Genomic DNA, 22582 nt, shown 5'->3' with positions numbered 1-22582 from the left:
TCAATTTAAATTACGGTGTACATGAAAACACAAATTATAATATTCGTTTTTATATTGATCAGTGTGACAGGTTATTCACAACAAGACTCTCAATATACTCAGTATATGTACAATACCATTAACATAAATCCTGGTTATGCCGGTTCCCGTGGTGTAATGAGCGTTTATGGGATGTACAGAAGACAATGGGTAGGATTAGATGGAGCGCCCACCACCGGTGCGGCCTCCATCAATACACCTATCAACAATTCTAATGTAGGACTTGGTCTTTCCTTTTTAAACGATAAAATCGGTCCTTCCACAGAAAACAATATTTCTCTTGATGTATCTTATACTATCCAGACTTCCGGGGATTATAAAATTTCCTTTGGCGTAAAAGCAACAGCAAACCTGTTTAGCATCGATGTTAACAAACTGAACATTCAGCACCAGGGTGATCCGCAGTTCCAGAACCTGAATATGGACTTTAGTCCGAATGTAGGAACCGGGATATACGTTCACTCTGACAATACTTATTTCGGTTTGTCTGTTCCGAACTTTCTGGAAACCAAACATTATAAAGACAATTCGGTTTCTGTAACCAAAGAGCGTCTGCATTATTATTTCATTGCCGGTCACGTATTTGACTTTAGCACGGAATTAAAATTCAAACCTGCTTTATTGGTAAAAGCTGTTGAAGGAGCACCATTACAAGTGGACGTTTCCGGAAACTTCCTGATCTCTGATAAGTTAACTCTTGGCGTAGCCTACAGATGGGATGCCGCTGTGAGTGCTTTGGCTGGATTTCAAATCACAGATTCCTGGTTTATCGGTTATGCCTATGATGCGGAAACAACCCGCCTGGCAAATTACAACTCCGGTTCCCATGAAATATTCCTGCGATTTGAATTTTTGAACAACTACAACAGAGTGTTAACACCCCGATTCTTTTAAAACCCTGACGTCATGAAAATCAAAACTATACTTCTATTTACTTTTATTGGTATGCTCTCAGGATTTGCTCAGAATTCGAGGCTCAATAATGCCAATAAGAAATATGACAAATATGCCTATATTGATGCTATTGCCGTTTATGAAAAAGTAGCCGATAAAGGATATAAATCCGTTAATCTGTTTGAAAAACTTGGAAATGCCTATTATTTCAACGGAGAACTGGATAAAGCTGAAAAATGGTACCGGGAACTTTTTGCCCTTAACCAGGCTGTGGATCCGGAATATTATTTCCGATATTCCCAGGCACTGAAATCTGTAGGGAAATATGATGAAGCCGATAAGATGCTGCAAACGTTTTCCCAGAAAACAAATGATCCTATCGGTAAGGAGCTGCTGGCTAATCCCGATTATATCCAGCGGTTATCCAAAGATTCCGGACGCTACCAGGTTGAAAATTCCGGTACAAATTCGAAATATTCCGATTACGGATCTGCTTTCTACGGAGAAGATGTGGTATTTGCTTCTGCCCGCGATACCGGCGGCGTGTTTCAAAGAAAACACAAATGGACCAACCAGTATTTTACAAAACTCTATACGGCCAGGATTGCAGGAGAAGGTTTTTTGGATCCTGCCGTAAAATTTTCAAGCTCGATAGATACCCGTTTTCATGAATCGACTCCGGTATTTACCAAAGATGGAAACACGATGTATTTTACCCGTAACAATTATAACGATGGTAAAAAAGGAAAAAGCAGCGACCGCATTATCAAGCTGAAAATCTATAAAGCATCTTTAGTGAACGGAAAATGGGACGATATTAAAGAATTGCCGTTTAACAACAACAATTACAGTGTGGCGCATCCGGCGTTAAGCCCGGATGAAAAAACACTTTATTTTTCATCAGACATGCCGGGAACATCCGGTGCTTCAGATATTTATAAAGTAGCCATCAATAGCAACGGAACCTATGGTAAACCGGAAAACCTCGGTAAAGCAATCAATACTACCGGCAGGGAATCCTTTCCGTTTGTATCGCTGAAAAATGAGCTGTACTTTGCCTCCGACGGTCATTTGGGCATTGGCGGACTGGATGTTTTCAAATCGAAAATGAATGCTGACGGCAGTTTTTCTGCTCCGGAAAATCTGGGAAGTCCCGTGAACAGTCCTAAAGATGATTTTGCTTATATCGTGGATACCCGGGCACAAATGGGATATTTCAGCTCGAACCGTGAAGGCGGAATGGGATCGGATGATATTTATAAATTCCGGGAACTGCGATGCGACCAGATCCTAAAAGGTACAATTACCGATAAAGAAAGCGGTTTACCGCTCTTGAATGCCAAAGTCACCCTGTTTGATTCCAATATGAAGGAAATGGGCAGCCGGATGACCGATAGCAACGGACATTATACTTTTGAAACCATCGATTGTGATAAGAGATATTATGTAAGGGCTGAAAATACCGATTATGAAACCAAAGAAGTAAATGTAACCATACCGGCCAAATCCGGGGAAACAGTTGTGGATATTGCCCTTGAAAAACGCGTTATCCCGATTGAAGTGGGAACCGATCTGGCAAAAGTACTGGATATCGAAATCATTTATTTTGACCTGGACAAATGGAATATCCGTCCGGATGCCGCTGTAGATTTACAAAAAGTAATTGCTGTGATGAAAGAACATCCAACGATGGTCGTGGATATCCGTTCCCATACAGACAGCCGTCAGACACACCAGTACAACGAACGTTTGTCCGACCGAAGAGCCAAATCGACTTTAGAGTATATGGTTAAAAATGGTATCGAAAGAAACCGCTTAACGGCTAAAGGTTATGGCGAAACCCGATTGGTTAACGGTTGTTCGGATGGTGTTCCCTGCTCGGAAGCCGAACATCAGAAAAACAGACGCAGTGAATTTATTGTTATAAAAATGTAATAAAGCCCCCCTATTAACAGCAAAAGCATCCCTTCAAAAAGGATGCTTTTGTATTGTATACTCCTGGTTGGTTATTTTTTAATAAACATATTGGTGATATACATATCGCCGTTTGCATCTTTTCGCACGGCAACACCAAAATTGGTATAATCCCCTTCGATATTCATTTTATGAAGATCACTGTTTAGCCAGGCGTTAAAAGTGGCATCAATAGTGCTGTAACCGTAAGCAATGTTCTCGCCTACTCTTTTCGCTCCTAATGTGGCTTTTAAGTTCTGCTCTCTTTCTTCAAAATACGAATGGTCAACTGTTTTAGTCGAAATCATATAATTGTCATGTCCTTCCGAAACATGCGATATATGATTGATTCTGCTCAAAGGTGCCAGTCCTTTACTGGCTCTGTAACTGTTTAATTTTTGTTCAATCTGAAGTTCTTCCTGATTATAGGTAAAATCATTTACAACTTTAGGCGTGTCGATCGTCTCATTAGCACTATCCGTTGAACAGGAAATCAACATCATAAAAAAGCACACAAGTAATGTGCAACGAAATAGCTTCATATACATTTATTAGTTTAAGTATGTAATATTGGGGCATGTTATAACTGTCTATATAACAGCAAATAACAGGTACAAAAGTATCCTAATATCGATTACCTGCAAAAAAAATCGATAAAATACCTTAAATTTTAACACTTAAACCTTAAAATGGGCTTTACGACGAAAGTCGTTCTATTTTCCAGTAGTAATCTTCCTGCAATTTATAGCGTATGCGGTCGTGCAGGCGGTTGGGTCTTCCCTGCCAGAATTCCACTTCTACCGGACGAACCAGGAAACCGCCCCAATGTTGTGGCCGCGGAATTTCTTTTCCTTCATATTCCTGTTCCAGTTTTTTAAGATTTTCTTCCAGATATTCCCGTGATGGAATTACGTCACTTTGGGCCGAAACAATGGCACCCAGTTTACTTCCGTCCGGACGGCTGTCAAAATAACCATCGGAAACCAGCTCCGATGTTTTTTCGGCTATGCCCTTAATGATTACCTGGCGCTCGGCTGTGGGCCAAAAGAAAGACAGACAGATATGCGGATTATGGGAAATGGCTTTCCCTTTTTCGGAATTATAATTGGTGAAGAAAATAAAGCCTTCTTCGTTGAATTTTTTTAATAAAACGACTCTCGATTTTGGAAATCCGTCCAAACCGATAGTCGCAACCGTCATGGCATTTACTTCTTCAATACCACCAAACTCTTCTACTTCATAAAACCACTTCTGGAACAGGTTAATCGGATCTTCCGGTATATCCGTTTCCACTAAGGCTTTCTTTTCGTAGGATTTTCTATAGTTGCTTAAATCACTCATGACTTTAAAGTAAAAAATTTCAGAGCACTAATTTACTGCGTTTTTGGCTTTTTCGAACGGAAAAATCCTTGTTTTATAAGGATAGTTAACCATTAGAATTCAAACGACTTACCATCGTCTGCCAATAAAATATGCGGAAATATAGTTTGTGCTTCATCTTTAAAATGCGCTATGCTTTCATACCGCGTGGAATAATGTCCCATAACCAGCTGACCGGCATTGGCAAGCTTTGCTATCGCTGCTGCCTGTTTTGCCGTGGTATGCATGGTTTTTCCTGCCAGATGTGCTTCCGTTTCCAGGAAGGTACTTTCGTGGTATAGGACACTTACGTTTTTAAGATAAGGCACTATGGTTTCATCATAAACAGTATCGGAGCAAAACGCATAGCTTTTTTCCGGTTCCGGGTCAAATGTAAGTTGGGCATTAGGGATCACCGTGCCGTCATCTAAAGTGATATCACCACCGTTTTTGATCTTCTGGTAATAGCACTGTTCAATATTGTAGTTTAATATGGTATTGATATCGAGTTTGCGTTCTTTGTTTTTTTCCTGAAACAAAAAGCCATTGGTATAAACCCTATGCTTTAAAGGAATTGTTTTCACAATAACTTTTTCGTCTTCATAAATAACTTCACTCTCGGTACTTTCCAATTCATGGAAATACAGGTTATAGCCTGTAAAAGAGCCGGAAAGCCGCAATTGTAGTAAAATAACTTCCTTGATTCCTTTTGGTCCGTAAACATGTAAATCGCTCACCCTGTTTAACAGCATAAAGGTGGAAATCAGTCCCACCAGACCATAGAAATGGTCGCCATGCAAATGGGAAATAAAGATGTGCTCGATACGGGAGAATTTTATTTTATTTTTCCGAAGCTGTACCTGTGTTCCTTCACCGCAGTCAATCAGAAACATCCGGTTTTTAATTTCCAGAACCTGTGCTGTCGGATTGGTAATTGTTCGTGGTGTTGCGGCATAACAGCCCAATATGGTCAGTTTCATCGGCAGTTTTGCGGTTAAAATCCTAAATCGCGCTCTATCTCTTCCATTTCAATCATGTCATGCGCTTCTAAAAGTGTAGGAACCACTAATAGCGAAGCCGGAACATCATTGAAATCGATATTTTCCGCTACGATCACAAAGGATTTCTTTCCTTTTTTATGTATTTTAGACAAAGGTGTAAACAGTTTGATCGCTTTTAAATCGACACTTTTATCCTGTGTTACATCTAAAACCAGGTTAAAATCTTTAAAATTATTGTGCTGGCTGCTCACCTTTTCTAAAAAGGTATTTACTTCCCCTTCAGTGTCTTTAATAATTATAGTATGTCCTTTTTCGTCTACTTTCATGTGCTTATAAAAATGAGTCTTTTATATCAATACAACTGCTAAATTACTATTTTTTATGAACTCCGGGCGTTTTAATCATTATACATTTCCGGAGTGATGAATATTTTAAATAGGGATTTACCGTTTTTGTCCCGGTAAGCATAAATAAGTTTCACATTATTATCCCTGAATTTTTTCATATCAGGGCTGGTTTTTACACTATTAATCAGATTAGGGGCAATAACTTTCTGTGCTTCGTCTACATCTACCTGTTCTTTAACCAGGTTGACCAGGGTGTAATTATACTGGAAGACTTTATTGGGTAAAACATTGGCATTATCCAGACGGGTTTCTTTGTCAACAAAAATAGGACACTTCCGGTTCACTTCATGCGACATGGATATCAGATCATTATCGATAGAAGGCTTCATCAGGTATTTTACGCCAATGATTATCGTAAAGATCACTGCAAATCCTAAAATAAAGCCTAAAGCAATTTTTTTCTTATTATCTTCATTCATTATCAAAACAAAATAAGTTCCTTTAGTTTTTAACCTCCTCTATATCTGTGCAATATACAGCACTCATCATATTAGGTTTGTAAATCTGTTTTTTATTTTTAACAATATAGTCTTTATTGGCTGCAGCCGGTTTAATCGTTATATGCTTAAAACTTTTTTTAAACCTTTCCAGGTAAACAGTACTCTTTTCCGGAATAATAAAAGTAATCTTATTATTTTTAATGTCAGTCTTATGCGTTATAAAACCTTTTAAAAACAAATCACTTTTAATCTCCGTTTCATCAATGAGCCTGTGTTTTATTAATATTTCATAGCCGTTATGGAAAACATGCCGGGGAAACATTATTAATATGGGTTTGTTGGTATAATTTCTAATACAGAAAAATTCTGCCAGCGTACATCCTGAAAACAGAAAAGGGATTAGAAGTAAAACCAGCCATTTTTTCATTATGTATTATTTGATTTTTGAGGCTAATAAATAGATAACCGCCATTCGGATAGCAACTCCGTTTTCTACCTGGTTTAAAATTACGGATTGCTGCGAATCGGCAACATCCGATGTAATTTCCACCCCGCGGTTAATTGGTCCCGGGTGCATGATGATAATTTCTTTATTTAACGAATCCAGTAAGGCTTTGTCAACACCATATTGCTGTGCGTATTCTCTTGTAGATGGGAAATAGTTCACATCCATACGTTCGTTTTGCACCCGAAGCATATTTGCTACATCACACCATTCTAATGCTTTACGCAGGTTTGGTTCAACGGTTACTCCAAGGCTTTCAATATATTTCGGGATCAGGGTTTTCGGTCCGCATACTTTAACTTCTGCACCCTGCATCTGCAAAGCAAAGATGTTTGATAAGGCTACACGGGAATGCAGAACATCCCCTACGATCACCACTTTCTTTCCGCCTACTTCTCCCAATTTTTCCCGGATAGAAAAACTGTCCAGTAAAGCCTGCGTAGGATGCTCGTGAGCACCGTCGCCGGCATTCACAATACTCGCTTTTACATTTTGGGATAAAAAATGGGCGGCACCGGGATTGCTGTGGCGCATCACCACCATATCCACTTTCATCGATAAGATATTGTTTACGGTATCAATTAGCGTTTCTCCTTTTTTAACCGAGGACTGTGCAGCAGAAAAACTGATCACATCTGCCGATAGTCTTTTCTGTGCTAATTCAAAAGATAATTTGGTACGGGTACTGTTTTCAAAAAAGATATTGGCAATGGTTATATCCCGTAAAGACGGTACTTTTTTGATAGGACGATTGATAACTTCTTTAAAATGATCTGCCGTTTCAAAGATTAAATCAATATCGTTTTTGTTGATGTATTTTATTCCAAGTAAATGATTGACACTTAACTCTTTCATTGTTGTGTTGTTGCGGGTTAGTTAGTTGTTAGTTACAGGTTTAGACACTAAAAGTACTTCATCTTCATCTTCTCCTTCGTTCTGTTTCCAGTTTACGATTACTTTTTCGTTGTTGATTACATCTACCTGGCGGCCGCGATAATCCGGCTGTATTGGCAAATGACGGCTAAAACGACGGTCAATCAATACCAGTAGTTCAATTTCTGACGGTCTGCCAAAAGACTGAATAGCAGTCAAAGCCGAACGGATACTGCGTCCGGTAAATAAAACATCGTCTACAAAAACGACCTTTTTATCTTCTACCAGAAAATCAATCTGGGTCTTGTTGGCTTCCAGCGGTTTTTCATTTCTACGGAAATCGTCTCTGAAAAAGGTAATGTCCAAAAATCCCAGCGGAACATGGTTTACGTGGTATTCTTCTTCTAAAAGTTGTTTGATTCGTTCTGCTAAATATTTACCTCTCGGCTGAATCCCAATAAGAATTGTATTTGAAAAATCAAGGTGTTTTTCGATTAACTGACAGGCCAAACGATGCAGAATGATATTGACTTCTTTCGAAGTAAGCAATATTTTTTGACTCATAATGAAGTGTTGTGTTTGGGTGGTAAAAGTACAATAAATTTGTTAATCACAGAATTTGCTCATTTGAAAAATTTAAAATTTATACCGCTAATAATCATTTTTTAACAAAGTAAATCGGTTCTGTTACCTACTCCGTTTTTACCAGATTCTTTTTCTCCCGAAAATTCTCCGTACCTTTGAGAGTATCTATTAGAGCCCTACTGCATGGTACCAGCAAACAACAATTTTAAAACCTATTTACAGGCAAAAGCAGGCATTACAGCCGATCAGTTTTTATTGCTGACCGATGCGATAAAAACCCAAACAATTGCCAAAGGAACCGTTTTATTAAATCCGGGAGAAATTTGCCATCACTCCTTTTTTGTAGAAAACGGCCTGTTGCGCTCTTATACCATTGACCATTCCGGAAAGGAACATATTATTCAGTTTGCTTCCGAAAACTGGATCATCAGTGACCGCAGCAGTATCTTTTTTAACGAGCCATCCGATTTTTATATCGATGCCATTGAAGAGACAACTTTTATTTTTCTCGACCAGGAGTTTATCAATAAAGCTTCCGAAATTAGCCTGTCGTTTCGATTGTTCAATGAAAAAGCCCTGCAGAACCATATCCGTCATTTACAAAAAAGAATCAACCTGTTATTAGGCGCCACGGCAGAACAGCGCTATCTGGATTTTATCCGGCTTTATCCCGACCTGATGCTGCGCGTTCCGCAATGGATGATCGCTTCCTATTTGGGCATTACACCCGAAAGCCTGAGCCGTGTACGGAAAGAACTGGCCAAACGGAATTTTAAGCCGTATTGATTTCTTACCATACATCAATGTACAGCAATTGCTGTGATAGTAATTTTGTACTGTAACTTTTAAATAAGAAAACAAAATGGCAACAAAAAATATTGAAATAGTAGTAGCGCCAAGAGCTCCGCACTTTGTGGGCGACGGCTTTAGAGTTCACAACTTTATCCCAAGCGGTTATCATCTGGATATGGAACGCATGAGTCCGTTTATCATGATGGATTACAATTCGAAATATCATTTTTCACCTACCGAAATTCCAAGAGGTGTCGGAGTTCATCCGCACAGGGGATTTGAAACGGTAACCATTGCCTATAAAGGGAAAGTGGCACACCATGACAGTTCGGGCAACAGCGGTGTGATTGGTGAAGGCGACGTACAATGGATGACCGCGGCCTCCGGTGTTTTGCACAAAGAATACCACGAAAAAGAATTCAGCAAAACCGGCGGTGATTTTCAGATGGTCCAATTGTGGGTAAACCTTCCGGCAAAAGATAAAATGTCCCAGCCAAAATACCAGGGAATCACGAATGATGCCATTAATAAATTTGAATTACCGGATAATGCCGGAATTATCGAAGTTATTGCCGGGCAATATCAGGATGTTAAAGGTGCTGCTTCGACATTTACGCCGGTAAACCTGCAAAATGCTAAACTGAATAAAGGCGGAAAAGCTCTTTTTAGCTTTCCGGCACATTACAATACTGCTTTACTGGTAATTGAAGGAAGCATTAAAATAAACGACAGCGAAGTTGTTCCTACCGATCATCTGGCTTTGTTTGAAAATAAAGGCGAAACATTTACGATTGAAGCCCTTGAAAATGCTATCGTACTGGTTTTAAGCGGTGAACCGATCAACGAGCCCATTGTTGCTCACGGACCGTTTGTAATGAACACCCGTGAAGAGATCATTCAGGCATTTGAAGATGTAAACATGGGACGGTTCGGGTATCTGGAAGACTAATTTTTTAAAATACAGACTATGTCAAACATCAAATTAATTATTGAGGAGCGTGCTGCCGATATTGGCAACTTTATGGTAGGGCGCCTCCTTCCCTTTCGTGAAAAGCGAACCGTTGGTCCTTTTGCTTTTATCGATCATATGGGGCCGGCACATTTAAAAGATTATCAGAATCTTGATGTTGCGCCGCATCCGCATATCGGATTGTCTACACTGACCTATCTTTTTGAAGGCAGTATACAGCACAAAGACAGTCTGGGTTCCGATATTGAAATCCAACCGGGTGCTGTGAACTGGATGACCGCCGGAAACGGTATCGTACATTCCGAAAGAACGCCGCAATATTTAAGAACATCCGACAAAATGCTGCACGGATTGCAAATTTGGGTGGCTCTGCCTAAGGATCTGGAACAGATGGAACCTTCTTTTGTACATGTGGACAAAGAGGACCTGCCACACTGGAATGAAGGCGGATTATCGATAAAGCTGATTGCCGGGGAAGCCTTTGGTAAAAAATCGCCTGTACCGGTTTACAGTCCGCTGTACTTTATTGAAATTAAAAGTACCGGAGCACAAAAAGTAAACATCGGAAAAGACCTGTTTGGTGAAAGTGCGCTATACATCCTGGAAGGCAGCATTACCAGTGACGGTACTGTTTTTGAACCCAAACAGATCCTGATTGCCAAAGACAGCACCCTGTGTGAATTTGAAATGGCAGCCAATACAACCGTATATATTTTTGGCGGTGAGGCATTTCCCGAAGAGCATTTTATTTTCTGGAACTTCGTAGCTTCCAGTAAAGAACTGATTGAAGAAGCGAAAGAGCGCTGGCAAAAACAGGAATTCCCGAAAGTACCCGGTGAAACAGAATTTGTCCCTTTACCACCACCTCCTAAATTTTAAACGTATGGATACAATCAACGCACATATCGGAAAAGAACTTTATAAAACCACGATTACTGCCGGCACGAACACCCTTTTAGCGGACGAACCGGAAAGCATGGGCGGACAGAACCTTGGTTTTGCCCCACAGGAACTGTTTGCATCTTCTCTTGCCGCCTGTACCATTATTACCCTGCGCATGTATGCCGACCGTAAAGGCTGGGATTTAACCGATGTGAAAATCGAAGTGACTTTCGAAAGGGATATTCCTGCCAATATTACTAAGCTGGAACGCAAAATCGAATTTACCGGTAATCTTGATGAAGCGCAGCGTGCCCGTTTGCGGGTAATTGCAGACAGCTGTCCTATTCACAAAGCCTTATCCAATCCGATAGCCATAACAACGACCATATTATAATATATGAACCGGCCTGGTTTACAAAAAATCAGGCCGGTTCTTTATAGCGCCTGTTATAAAAATGTTACAATATACTGATTGCTATTATTTTAGATTTTAGTGTCCGTTATTTTTGTAACTTAGATCGCTCCAAAAAACAAAGTTTCCATTTTTGAATAAGTTGCCCCGGATAATAGTGCTGCAGCAGGAATGCATCACTAAATATTGCTTAGGATTTCTAACTTTAAAATAAAACTTATGTCAAACATCGTATTGGTACATGGAGCCTGGGGAGACGGTTCTCACTGGAGAAAAGTTATCCCGATAATCGCTAAAGCCGGTTATACAGTAGTGGCCTCACAACATCCCTTAACGTCACTCACAGATGATGCCGAAACCGTAAAAAGGCTGGCGGAATCACTGGAAGGACAAACTATTTTAGTAGGTCATTCTTATGGCGGCGCTATCATAACCGAAGCCGCTGTAAAATGCCCCAATGTAGTCGGGCTGGTGTATATTGCCGCCTTTGCACCGGATGAAACGGAAAATCTCGGGGAGCTATTAGGCAGGACAAAACCGCCTACAGGCGCAGCAAGCCTTTACCCGGATAAATACGGTTTCCTATGGATTAAAAGAGATTTATTCCGGGCAAGTTTTGCCCAGGATTGCAGTGAAGAAGAAGCTTTGGTAATGGCTGCGGCCCAAAAACCGACTTCCGGAAGATGTTTTGAAGAAAAGCCAACAACTGTAGGCTGGAAAAAACTGCCGGTATGGTACCAGGTTTCAGAAAACGACAATATGATTCCGCCGGAAACACAGCATTTCTTTGCGGAAAGAATGAAAGCCAAAACAATCTCGTTACATACCGGACATGCCTCTATGGCTTCAAAACCGGATGAAATTGCCGATTTTATCATTAGTGCGGCAAAAGAACTATTATAATTCGGGGGTTTACCAGCATTCTAAATCTGTCGGATTCAAAAAAACTGACAGATTTTTTTTATATTTGATTTAATGAAACGTTTGAAGCACTCTTACTGTTAAGCAGCGAAAAACTTTTGAAAATTAACCGGCAAACACTACCCATGCATACCGAAATTAGCATCCGAAATTATAAAAGTACCGATAAACCAGCGGTTATTGCCTTGTTGCAGCTAAACACCCCGCAATATTTTTCTCCGGAAGAAGAAGCCGATCTGATTTTTTACCTCGATAATGAAATCGAACAGTATTTTGTTGTGGAATATGACAATAAAATCATTGGTTCCGGCGGGTTTAATTTTTCAGAAGACCTTACAACCGGAAAAATCAGCTGGGATATACTGCATACGGAATACCAGGGCAAAGGTATTGGCGGGATGCTTTTAAAGCATCGCATAGAAAAACTGAAAGCTTTAAACCATATACAGCTGATTACGGTAAGAACATCCCAACTGGTATATGCGTTTTACGAAAAAAACGGTTTTGAGCTAAAAGAAATTGTAAAAGATTATTGGGCAGCAGGTTTTGACCTGTACCGTATGGAATACACTAAAAAATAACCAGATTAAATGATACTTTAATGAAAATAGAACAAGTAAACGAAAGCAACAAAGGCTATTTTAAAGCCGTAGATACTAACACAGAAGCCGGATTAATGACCTACAGCTGGGCTGGTACTGATAAAATAATAATAGACCATACCGAAGTAAATCCGGATTTTAAGGGACAGAACGTTGGTAAAAATATGGTACTGGAAGCAGTGGCTTTTGCCCGAAAAAGCAATATTAAGATCTTACCGTTATGTCCTTTTGCCAAAAGCGTTTTTGATAAAAATCCGGATCTTCATGATGTGCTGTTTTAAAATAGAAATATATTGATTATCATAAGCAGATAACCTAATAACGAATTAACACTTAAAACGGGATAATTATTGAGTATGAGTATAAGTGCGTAGCTGATTTTTTGGTTTTAGCAGAAATAATATACAATTTCGTACTGGTAAATTTAAGTAATACACTTACAGGCAACAGTATAGATAAAAATAGTAAGTGCTATTAACAATTAAAATCTGAAATCATGAAAAAAATAATTTCGTTAATGTTACCGGTTGTTACTGCTATTAGGAACAAATTAAACGATATATCGGTCTATCCTAACTGATTATAATGCTTTTTATATGTTTATTCTTTATAAACGTATGTTGTTTCTTTTGTCAGGCTGTTTTATACTGTTGACTATTTTGGGAACTATTACACATGAATACGGTCATATAGCCGTTGCCAAATGTTTAGGTTATCAAAATACACTGCATTATGCCAGTATAGAATGGTCTAATGATTTTAAAAGCGATGTTTTAAAAACATACGACAGGTATCGTTTTGAAATTGAAAACAATTTGCCTTTTAAACAGAAAAATGAATATGTTATAAAGATCCAAAAAATAAATACCGATGAGCTATTTATAACTTTAGGAGGTGTTTTGCTAACCGTCTTTATTGGTACAGCTGGTTTTGTGATATTGCTATTCCAGTATTATAAAGCGATAAATACAACTTCATTTATGAAATGGGGACTTATTTTTCTGTCCTTGTTCTGGTCCAGAGAAGTTTTTAATTTTTTTAAAGGAATTATCAACGGTATCTTTTTTAATAAAGGAAATTACTTTTGGGGAGATGAACTAAAAATTTCTAATCATTTGGGATGCTATGAGGGAACGTTTTCTATTATTTCAGGAAGCATCGGATTATGCATTATATCCTTTTTAATACTCAAAATAGTTCCTTTAAAGTACAGATTAACCTTTATTTTTTCCGGTGTTCTGGGTAGCATATCAGGCTATATTATGTGGATGATCATTTTGGGCCCGATGATTTTACCTTAGCTCCAATGCTTATAAAAGGCCGTTGCTTAGATTAGTGCGCTATTGAAAGTTTAGGCTTTCTTATCCGTCACTGTCGCCAAGCTGCGGCTCGGTAGCTATAAGGTTAACATACAAAACGCAAGAAATATTGAAATGAAATATTATAAAATTCATAATTCTAACTATCTGTTTGTTTTTTGCGAAAAGTTTGAACGCTCAAGAAAAAAAGATTAAATCCCGATAGCCTTAAAAATGAAGTGAATTTTCTTTTTAAGAATATTGAGGAAATCCATCCAAATATGTTTGCAAACCTTGGTAAAACAGATTTTGAAAAAGAATTAAAAGAAAAGAAGAAGAGAAACACGAATCCTTAACAAAACACAAGTTTATGAGAAAAGAATTTATCAGTGTTGAATCAAAGCCGTGTAAATATGCTAATATTAGCATTAAGATTTTAATGTTTACCTGCTTTTTGGGCATTCCTCTATTTGGTTCTCTTTTTCTATTTTGGATGGGAGCTTATAATCCTGGGTTAATCGTATTGGTTCTTTTTTTTGCACTATTACTCTTTTTCGGAGTACAGCTAAGTAAGAAAAAGCCAATGATTAAAAAAATAATTGTTAATAAAAATGGTGTTTTCTATTATAATGGCGATGATGAACTTGTGGATAAAGTATTATATACCGGCCTATGTAGCTCCGGACTTACTTATGATATTGGTATAAAACTGGAAAGGAGATACTATAGATCATCAAAAGAATTTACGGTATTTAATCCGATGCAAAGAGGAATTTATTTTCACCTTGAGGCAGCAAATATCAACTTGCAAAGGTTGAATAATGTAAAAAGAATAGAGACTAATCTATTATGGAATGATATCAGTAATGAACTGGAACTTCAAAAGCACTTTATTAAAGGAATCCAGATTTTTCGTCCCGATTTAAAAATAGATCCTCTTATCTTAAAATTATTTAGACTATAATCTTTCGGTTTAATTACTGTCTAAATAGTTATTATGTATACTGTAGAATTAATTTTATCAGGTTGATCGGATTGGAATAATCAATTTTTATGGATTCCAAATAGGACCATCTTTAACAACACAATCTTTTCCTGTGATTAAAACACCTTTTCGTTTTTCACGGAAAATAAAAAAATTGATACCTAAACTTTCTACGAGATTGACCTCTTTCACATTTTAGATAAAGTGAATTCAATTGAATGTTATTTGTAAGTACTTACGAGTAATTAAAAATAAATCAAAACATTGATTTATAAATTGTTACACGTATATTCTGTTTTTTTGAAGCTAAAAAATTTTCGTATATTTGAGTGTTAGCGGAAAGCAATTCCAATATATCACTAAATAATAATTTTTCAAAAAAAATGAAAAACCTATATAACAAAATAGATGTTGATGAAATTTTAAACCGTGTCGAAAAATTAACACCTAACACACAAAGAAAATGGGGAAAAATGAGCATTGGGCAAATGCTGGCTCATTTAAATGCATTTATAGAAACTGCATTGGACAGTAATTGCCAAGAAAGAATGTTAATTGGGAAAATTATAGGTAGATTTTTTAAAAACCGTTATGTAAGTAAAAAGCAATTTTCAAAAAACTCACCAACAAGTAAAAACTATACTTTTATAGACCAAAAAGATTTTGAAAAAGAAAAGAGTAAAGCAATCTTACTTATTAAACAGTTTTATGAAAATGGTCTAGAAAAATGCACTAAACACCCTCATCCTTTTTTTGGAAAATTGACACCCAATGAATGGGCAATCGTACAATGGAAACATTTTGACCATCATTTGAGACAATTTGGAGTTTAAGTAATTTGAAATATAGTAAATTTTAATATCAGCATGTTGAACAAATAAATTTACATCTCGGCTATTTTGAAAATAATGAAAAATAATATCTTCGTTGTATATACTGAAAAATATAGACAATCAATATAATTACTAAAAGCCAGATTTACTTATCTAAAAAACTTGAAGGTACATATCAAAACAAATAACAAGTAGCATAACAAAATGCCTACTGTTAACAAACGGTTTGCTGTCAGGCGGGGGAAAGTCGGGATTTGAAAGTTTGTGCGGAAATCCCGCCCGAACGGATACAAAGTTTCTGCAATTATACAACCGAACTTCACAAAATCAACGAATGCGACAAAAACTAAACTTAATAACACTTGGAACTGATGATTTTCAGAAATCATTAAACTTTTACGAAAATGGACTTGGCTGGAAAAAATCCGACAAAAGTACGGACAGTTTAGCGCTATTTGACTTAGGCGGAATTATTTTAGCGTTGCACCCAATACACGAACTTGTAAACGATACAACATTGACATATCAGCCAACAACATTTTCGGGACTAACAATTTCACACAACACAAAATCGGAAAAAGAAGTGGACGAAATTTTAGAAAAAGTTGCGAAACTTGGTGCAACAATCGTAAAACCTGCACAAAAGGTTTATTGGGGCGGTTATAGTGGTTACTTCAAAGACTTGGACGGACATTTGTTTGAAGTTGCTTACAATCCGTTTTGGAAACTTGACGAAAATGACAACGTAAAACTGTAATGACAGCAACAGAGAGGTGTTTACTTTATGTTTTTAGGTGTGCGGTATATTTTGCAGAAACACCAATGAACAGACAAGATAGTGAAAAACTAAAATGGTGGAATTGGAAAGACAAAAAATAACTGCCTATAACATCGCATTGGCAAAAAGCGGGGTTAAATACTAAATTGAATTTTGTACTTTTTGCGCCGCTGAATGTGTTTCACATTTGCTTTTTATTTGTAAGTTAGCTTTATCCCGGCGTCTGCAACCATTAGAAATGATCTGTGAACAGAAATAGAATTATAATATTGCTAACTTTTATTGCCCTTCTGACAGTTGGGTATTTTCTATTTGGACAGACAAAAGTTAAGACCGATGAGAGATTTGTTTCTTACACCGTTGACACAAAAATACAAGACCTGAAATTTTATTGGAAAAATGACAAAGGCGAAATTTTTAAAAGTATTGACAACCTTAAAAATTGGCTTGACACAAAAAACAAAAAATTGAATTTTGCTATGAACGGCGGAATGTTTAAAAAAGACAACTCACCACAAGGACTTTTTATTGACAATGGGAGACAAATTATAGCGTTGGACACTACAAAAGGAAACGGAAATTTCTATTTAATGCCAAATGGTGTTTTTTATATTACAACAGACAACTTGCCGAAAATTTGTAAGACTTCTGAATACAAAGAAACAAGACAAATAAAATATGCAACACAATCAGGACCAATGTTAGTTATTGACGGACAAATTCATTCCGCTTTTAAAGAAGGCTCAAACAATTTGAACATTAGAAATGGTGTTGGAATTTTGCCAGACAACAAATTAATTTTTGCAATGTCCAGGAGCGAAATAAATTTTTACGACTTTGCTGACTACTTTAAAAAATTAGGTTGTAAGAACGCTTTGTATCTTGACGGGTTTGTTTCAAGAACTTATTTGCCTGAACAAAGTTGGACACAAACTGACGGAAATTTTGGAGTAATAATTGGAGTAACAACAAACAAGAAATAATATGGTAAGGTATTGCCAAAAGCGTTTTTGATAAAAATCCGGATCTTCACGATGTGCTGTTTTAACAGTAATTTACAAAGCCGGTTATCATAATCAGTTTTTTTGTGATATAATACTTCCATAAATGTATTTTGTTTAAAAAAACAAAGGAATCCTATATCTTTGAGGCTGTTAATTTTAAGATTATGCAGCCTGTCAAAATTTCTAAACGCTTTAAGCAAATGGCAACCAAAGCCATGTTTGCCATTTTATTCTTTATTACTGTTTATTTATTATTAATAGCTTTAGCTATAGGCATCTTTATTGCCTGTATATATGGAGCAATAGCCGTTGTGGCTATACGGCCTTCATTAATTACCCTTATGCTGGGATTGGGTATTGCCAGTGTTGGTGTTTTTATTCTCTATTTCCTTATCAAATTTTTATTCAAAAAGAATAAAACCGATAATTCCCATCTAACGGAAATTGACATTAAATCGGAACCAAAGTTACATGCCATGCTTCAGGAATTAGTCTCTGAAATTGGTACTGATTTCCCTAAAAAAATCTATTTATCTTCAGAAGTAAACGCCTCCGTATTTTACAATTCCAGCTTTTGGAGTATGTTTTTACCCGTAAAAAAGAATTTACACATTGGGCTTGGCCTGGTGAATAGTACCACTATATCGGAATTTAAAGGGATTTTAGCACATGAATTTGGTCATTTCTCTCAAAAATCCATGAAAGTAGGAAGTTATGTATATAACGTAAATAAGATTATATACGATATGCTGTATGACAATGAGTCCTATGAAAAGTCTGTTCAGTCATGGGCTAATACCAGTAATTATTCAATCATCTTTATGGGAATTTCCATAACAGTAGTACGTGGAATTCAATGGATTCTAAGAAAAACGTATGACGTTGTTAATATCAGCTATATGAGCTTATCCCGGGAAATGGAATTCCATGCCGATGAAATTGCAGCCAATATTGTTGGTTCGGAACCAATGAAAAATTCAATGTTACGAATGAGTTTAGCAGATGAGTCCTATAATGAAGTACTCAATTTTTACAGTGGTAAAATTTCTGAAGCTATTACAACTGATAATATTTTTCCAAAACAGTTTTTTATAATGACTTTTTTAGCAGCAAAAAATAAAATTGAAAACCTGCATGGAATACCTAATGTTACTTTTCAGAATTTAGATCGATTCAATAAATCAAAATTAGTTATCAAAAATCAATGGGCTTCACACCCATCCTCAGAGGAACGGATTGCAGCTTTTGACAGATTAAATATTCCGTCTGTAAATATTGAAAACAATTTTGCTAATACCTTGTTTGAAAATATTGAAATGACACAACAACGGATTACCGATAAACTTTTTAAAGTTATTGAATATCAGCAAACACCGGCTATTCAAAATATAAATGCTTTCGAACAGGAATTTCAGTCCAATTTTGATAAAAATGCTTTTCCCGAAGTATATAACGGTTATTATGACAATTATAATCCATTGGCATTTAATGTAGATTCCGAAATAAACAGTATTTCAGAAAGTACAAAAACCTTTGAAGAATTATTTGATGATTCCAAAATGGATAATATTTTGTCGCTTTACAGCCTGAAAAAAGATATCGGAACTTTAGAAGAAATAATTGAAAATGAAAATACCATTAAACTCAAAACGTTTGATTATGATGGCAATAAATATAAAATAAGAGATACACGAAGATTGGTTGCAGAGTTAAAAAACAAACAAAAAGACCTGGAACAGCTTATTTTGAAAAATGATATTGCCATTTTCAGATTTTTCTATTGCAAATCTGAAGACCGTACAAATAAAGATAATTTATCAAGGCTATACCACAGTTTTTTTAGTGCCGATTCAAAATATGATGAATTAATAAATGTTTATACCACAACTTATAGTTCATTTAGCTTTGTTTTTCAAACCTTAGAATATGATGACATTAACAGAAATATGAAAAATTTCAGGATTAATGAAAGTCACTTCAGAACTAAATTAAAAGAAGTTACGGATGCACCTGGAATTCAGAGCATTATTACTCCGGAAATTAAGGAAAACATTACAGCTTATCTGGCAGAAGAGATTGTCTATTTTTCAAACAATAACTATAACGATGCCAATATTTCTATTTTGTTTACGGTTCTGGGGAATTATCTCTATTTAGTACAGCAACATTATTTTAATACTAAAAAGCAACTCCTGGTTTTTCAAACGCAATTATTATAAAAAAACTCCCGCTTTTGGCGGGAGTTGTTGTTTACAGAACCTTTATAATCCACTATTTAACAATCAGCTTTGCTGTAAACAATTTTCTGGAATGAATCTTTAAAATATAAACACCTGTTGGTAAATCCTGAGTGATCAGGGAATATTTATTGTTATTCACATTTTTAGTTGCATACATTAATTTCCCTTCCGTATTGAAAATCTCGATTTCATCAATAGGATAATCCGATTGTACAATCGTTTGATTGACATTATTGGTAGGATTCGGATATACTTTTAAACCGTTGTCAATTTTAAAAGGATTGGTTCCCAAAGTTCCGTCGATTACTTCAAAAGAAACACGATTGGATACTTCATTGTAAGAATCGTTGGTAAACATCACCAGGAAATAATTCCCGGTTGCTGTTGGCAATGCCGTTCCGGTCAAGGCTAAGGTACCTTCTGCCTGTCCGTTAAAATAAGTATAGCTCAATAGCGGATCAATATTCGGGTTCTCCCCTTCATGGTAAATCCCCAACCAGTCTTTTACAATACCCGGAGCATCGGTCCACGAAGCAACAATCTGCTCTCCCAAATCATATACCGGTTTGTTGATCCATAAATCGGTTACCAGGTTTCCTACTTTAAAGAAAGCTTTGTTCCCGATGGCGTTATAACCGTCCTGCAGATAATATTGCGCATAATAATAGCCTGTAGGCAGGTTATTGAACGTTAAACTTCCGGAAGTAGTTGTAACATACTGGTAAGCTGTAGCCGTTACTTCACCCGGGATATGCCCCATTTTATAGATACCGATCCAGTCTTTCAGCAATTGCGGTCCGTTACTGAATGTTACGTTCACAGCTGTTCCCACCGGATATTCTTCCTGACTGGTTGCCACTACAGGAACCGGACCTACATAAAAGAACTGACGCGGAGCAATTTCGGTATACCCTCCGTTTGAAAATATAGCGGCAAAATAGCGCCCTTTTGTTGCCAGACCGTTAGCAAAAGTTATCGTTCCGGTCGGGTTTCCATTGGTATATTGCCAGGTTTGCGAAGGTGAAGCCGAACCCGGAGTCTGCCCTTCTTTATACAAACCAATCCATGTGGAAGTACTTGCCGGAGCATCGCTGTAGTTTACTTTAATAGGCGCATTCTGAGCATACGCAATAGAATCGGTCACGATGGTTGTATTCACCACATTACTACCGGTAATCGTAAATGTTTTAATATCACTCCACGGTGACCATTCCAGGTTGCGATCCCTGTAACGCAGTTTTACATAATATTGTCCGTTCGGAATCGAATTAGACGCCAGTGTCATTTTGGTGATATCCACACCCAGATTGCGATCTGCTGTTGAATCTTTTTGTGTCTGGTACATTCCAAACAGGTTTTCAAAATCACGGTATACTTCTTTGGTAATGATATTAAAATCGGATGTTTTTGAAATCACAAACTGGCTGGTGTTTAATAATTCCGCAGCAGTTGTGGTATACGGACTTCCTTCAATAGTTACCGGCAATGTTGTATTTCCGGTAAAGGTGTTCTGAATGGATGGTTTTTCCGGAGCCGGTTTGTTTTTATAACGGTGGAATTCATCCATCAGCTGGTTGTTTTTCCATTGGTCCACACTTCCGATAGAATAGCTTTCTACGTCCATTTTACCATTGACAACATCAATATCCACAATCTGGTAAATCCAGTTACAGATCGTTTTCTGCACGTCATCAAAATCCTGTTCCGATGACATTCCCCAATACTGATCCCAGGCGGTTCCTCCGGAAATAATATTGTAATTTGGTGTGTTCTTTAACTGCCCTCTGTGATACAAATGGTGGTGTGCCCCAATGTGCATGCTGTATTTTGATGAAGTTGCCAATAAAGGAACAGCCGAGTTTCGTACCCATGTGGAGATATCACCCACATATTGCTCTGCCTGATACGGTCTGTGGCTTAATGAAAAAATCCAGTCTACCGTAGGATCGGCATTGGCAGCCGTTACCACCTGTTGCAGCCAGTTCATTTGTGCCGCTCCGGTGTGTTCCGAGCTCAGGCTGATAAACAATACGTTTCCGGCTTGCTGGGCATAGTAATTTTCGGTTCCTGAAGCAATCCCTTTATACGTTAGTTCACTGATATAGAAATGGTCATAGTAAGACTGCATTCCTAAAGTTCCGTAAGTTTCGTGATTCCCAACAGTTGTCTGAATCGGTACATTACCGGATAATGAGCGGTTCTTTTTAAAATGTACGTGTTCATAATGATCCAGTGTTCCCACATCGACCTGATCCCCTACCATGAATGTCATCGCGATATGGTCTTCCGGTGCGCCCCATTTTTCCTGAACTTTTCTTTTGGCTGCCGCCACCAGCGAATCATAACGGGGAACAGCCTTTAGCTGGTTATCTCCCATGATAAAAAAGCGGATATGCCCGTCGGCTGTAGCTGCCTGTCCGGGATTGGGCAGGGTTTTAAAAGAATAAACCGCAGAAGTATTGCTGCCGGTTTTTATTTTGTAATAATATTTCGTGTTCGGCGCAAGATTAATCAGCTTTACACTGTGGTAATAATAGTTTCCGGGATAACCGGAATCGGTAAAGATGTTCGTGTTTCCGGTAACGGTAACATTCAGATCGGCTGCAGCAGTTCCATATTCTACAATCGATTCGGTGTTGTTTTCGGTTTTCCAGGTGACGTAAATGGATGTCGGCGTGACATTCTGCAAATACGGATACAGCGTTTGCGCCTTGACGGTCAGGCCGACCATCAGGAAGAGCAAAAAGTAAATTTTTTTCATGAATAGTGTGTTTAGTTAGACGTGGCAAAAGTATTCTGCTCACCGCCA

General features: G+C 37.5%; 24 protein-coding genes. 16 read left to right on the top strand and 8 right to left on the bottom strand.

Annotated elements, in window-relative coordinates; genetic code table 11:
- The first annotated feature begins 21 nt into the window (after nucleotides 1-21).
- Both HW120_RS12265 and HW120_RS12260 read left to right on the top strand, forming a co-directional pair.
- Complete coding sequence (locus HW120_RS12265; RefSeq protein WP_177734388.1) at nucleotides 22-933, top strand: PorP/SprF family type IX secretion system membrane protein; 912 nt, start codon at nucleotides 22-24, stop codon at nucleotides 931-933.
- Between the two features lie 12 nt (nucleotides 934-945).
- Nucleotides 946-2868: an OmpA family protein gene (locus HW120_RS12260; protein ID WP_177734387.1), complete on the top strand. Its 1923-nt coding sequence runs from the start codon at nucleotides 946-948 to the stop codon at nucleotides 2866-2868.
- Between the two features lie 71 nt (nucleotides 2869-2939).
- Here HW120_RS12260 and HW120_RS12255 read toward each other — a convergent pair whose 3' ends face one another.
- The 7 genes from HW120_RS12255 to pyrR form a co-directional block, all read right to left on the bottom strand.
- The gene (locus HW120_RS12255; RefSeq protein ID WP_177734386.1) at nucleotides 2940-3428 is read right to left on the bottom strand and encodes a CAP domain-containing protein; all 489 of its coding nucleotides are present in this window, start codon (nucleotides 3426-3428) and stop codon (nucleotides 2940-2942) included.
- Between the two features lie 154 nt (nucleotides 3429-3582).
- Nucleotides 3583-4227: a pyridoxamine 5'-phosphate oxidase gene (pdxH, locus tag HW120_RS12250; protein WP_177734385.1), complete on the bottom strand. Its 645-nt coding sequence runs from the start codon at nucleotides 4225-4227 to the stop codon at nucleotides 3583-3585.
- Between the two features lie 92 nt (nucleotides 4228-4319).
- Nucleotides 4320-5225, bottom strand: coding sequence for a ribonuclease Z (locus tag HW120_RS12245; RefSeq protein ID WP_177734384.1), 906 nt, complete (start codon nucleotides 5223-5225; stop codon nucleotides 4320-4322).
- A 14-nt stretch (nucleotides 5226-5239) separates the two neighbouring features.
- Nucleotides 5240-5572, bottom strand: coding sequence for a ribonuclease Z (locus HW120_RS12240; RefSeq protein ID WP_177734383.1), 333 nt, complete (start codon nucleotides 5570-5572; stop codon nucleotides 5240-5242).
- A 71-nt stretch (nucleotides 5573-5643) separates the two neighbouring features.
- Nucleotides 5644-6072, bottom strand: coding sequence for a hypothetical protein (locus tag HW120_RS12235; protein ID WP_177734382.1), 429 nt, complete (start codon nucleotides 6070-6072; stop codon nucleotides 5644-5646).
- Nucleotides 6073-6526: 454 nt separating this feature from the next.
- Nucleotides 6527-7453, bottom strand: coding sequence for an aspartate carbamoyltransferase catalytic subunit (locus tag HW120_RS12230; protein ID WP_177734381.1), 927 nt, complete (start codon nucleotides 7451-7453; stop codon nucleotides 6527-6529).
- A 21-nt stretch (nucleotides 7454-7474) separates the two neighbouring features.
- Nucleotides 7475-8035, bottom strand: a complete 561-nt coding sequence (pyrR, locus tag HW120_RS12225; protein ID WP_177734380.1) for a bifunctional pyr operon transcriptional regulator/uracil phosphoribosyltransferase PyrR — start codon at nucleotides 8033-8035, stop codon at nucleotides 7475-7477.
- A 204-nt stretch (nucleotides 8036-8239) separates the two neighbouring features.
- On the opposite strand from pyrR, the gene HW120_RS12220 reads away from it, so the two are divergent.
- From HW120_RS12220 to HW120_RS12155, 14 genes are all read left to right on the top strand, one after another.
- Nucleotides 8240-8842: a Crp/Fnr family transcriptional regulator gene (locus HW120_RS12220; RefSeq protein WP_177734379.1), complete on the top strand. Its 603-nt coding sequence runs from the start codon at nucleotides 8240-8242 to the stop codon at nucleotides 8840-8842.
- A gap of 76 nt (nucleotides 8843-8918) precedes the next feature.
- Nucleotides 8919-9797: a pirin family protein gene (locus HW120_RS12215; RefSeq protein ID WP_177734378.1), complete on the top strand. Its 879-nt coding sequence runs from the start codon at nucleotides 8919-8921 to the stop codon at nucleotides 9795-9797.
- A gap of 18 nt (nucleotides 9798-9815) precedes the next feature.
- Nucleotides 9816-10697, top strand: coding sequence for a pirin family protein (locus HW120_RS12210; RefSeq protein WP_177734377.1), 882 nt, complete (start codon nucleotides 9816-9818; stop codon nucleotides 10695-10697).
- 4 nt (nucleotides 10698-10701) lie between these two features.
- Nucleotides 10702-11094, top strand: a complete 393-nt coding sequence (locus tag HW120_RS12205; protein WP_177734376.1) for an OsmC family protein — start codon at nucleotides 10702-10704, stop codon at nucleotides 11092-11094.
- 237 nt (nucleotides 11095-11331) lie between these two features.
- Nucleotides 11332-12015: an alpha/beta fold hydrolase gene (locus HW120_RS12200; RefSeq protein ID WP_177734375.1), complete on the top strand. Its 684-nt coding sequence runs from the start codon at nucleotides 11332-11334 to the stop codon at nucleotides 12013-12015.
- Between the two features lie 143 nt (nucleotides 12016-12158).
- Complete coding sequence (locus tag HW120_RS12195) at nucleotides 12159-12614, top strand: GNAT family N-acetyltransferase (protein WP_177734374.1); 456 nt, start codon at nucleotides 12159-12161, stop codon at nucleotides 12612-12614.
- Between the two features lie 20 nt (nucleotides 12615-12634).
- The gene (locus tag HW120_RS12190; protein ID WP_177734373.1) at nucleotides 12635-12916 is read left to right on the top strand and encodes a GNAT family N-acetyltransferase; all 282 of its coding nucleotides are present in this window, start codon (nucleotides 12635-12637) and stop codon (nucleotides 12914-12916) included.
- A 378-nt stretch (nucleotides 12917-13294) separates the two neighbouring features.
- Complete coding sequence (locus tag HW120_RS12185) at nucleotides 13295-13936, top strand: hypothetical protein (protein ID WP_218618722.1); 642 nt, start codon at nucleotides 13295-13297, stop codon at nucleotides 13934-13936.
- Between the two features lie 367 nt (nucleotides 13937-14303).
- Nucleotides 14304-14897, top strand: coding sequence for a hypothetical protein (locus HW120_RS12180; RefSeq protein WP_177734371.1), 594 nt, complete (start codon nucleotides 14304-14306; stop codon nucleotides 14895-14897).
- Between the two features lie 404 nt (nucleotides 14898-15301).
- The gene (locus HW120_RS12175; protein WP_177734370.1) at nucleotides 15302-15751 is read left to right on the top strand and encodes a DUF1569 domain-containing protein; all 450 of its coding nucleotides are present in this window, start codon (nucleotides 15302-15304) and stop codon (nucleotides 15749-15751) included.
- A 334-nt stretch (nucleotides 15752-16085) separates the two neighbouring features.
- The gene (locus HW120_RS12170) at nucleotides 16086-16508 is read left to right on the top strand and encodes a VOC family protein (RefSeq protein ID WP_177734369.1); all 423 of its coding nucleotides are present in this window, start codon (nucleotides 16086-16088) and stop codon (nucleotides 16506-16508) included.
- The gene (locus HW120_RS17855; RefSeq protein ID WP_177734368.1) at nucleotides 16508-16630 is read left to right on the top strand and encodes a helix-hairpin-helix domain-containing protein; all 123 of its coding nucleotides are present in this window, start codon (nucleotides 16508-16510) and stop codon (nucleotides 16628-16630) included. The genes HW120_RS12170 and HW120_RS17855 overlap by 1 nt, the downstream gene beginning before the upstream one ends.
- Nucleotides 16631-16774: 144 nt before the next feature.
- Nucleotides 16775-17512 (top strand): phosphodiester glycosidase family protein, encoded by a 738-nt coding sequence (locus HW120_RS12160; RefSeq protein WP_177734367.1) that lies wholly within the window; start codon nucleotides 16775-16777, stop codon nucleotides 17510-17512.
- A 221-nt stretch (nucleotides 17513-17733) separates the two neighbouring features.
- Nucleotides 17734-19752, top strand: coding sequence for a M48 family metalloprotease (locus tag HW120_RS12155; RefSeq protein ID WP_177734366.1), 2019 nt, complete (start codon nucleotides 17734-17736; stop codon nucleotides 19750-19752).
- A gap of 52 nt (nucleotides 19753-19804) precedes the next feature.
- Here the strand turns inward: HW120_RS12155 and HW120_RS12150 are convergent, their stop codons facing one another.
- Complete coding sequence (locus HW120_RS12150) at nucleotides 19805-22534, bottom strand: fibronectin type III domain-containing protein (RefSeq protein WP_177734365.1); 2730 nt, start codon at nucleotides 22532-22534, stop codon at nucleotides 19805-19807.
- Nucleotides 22535-22582 lie beyond the last annotated feature (48 nt).

The organism is Flavobacterium inviolabile, assembly GCF_013389455.1.
GTDB lineage: Bacteria > Bacteroidota > Bacteroidia > Flavobacteriales > Flavobacteriaceae > Flavobacterium > Flavobacterium inviolabile.
This window is presented reverse-complemented; position numbering and strand designations above follow the sequence as displayed.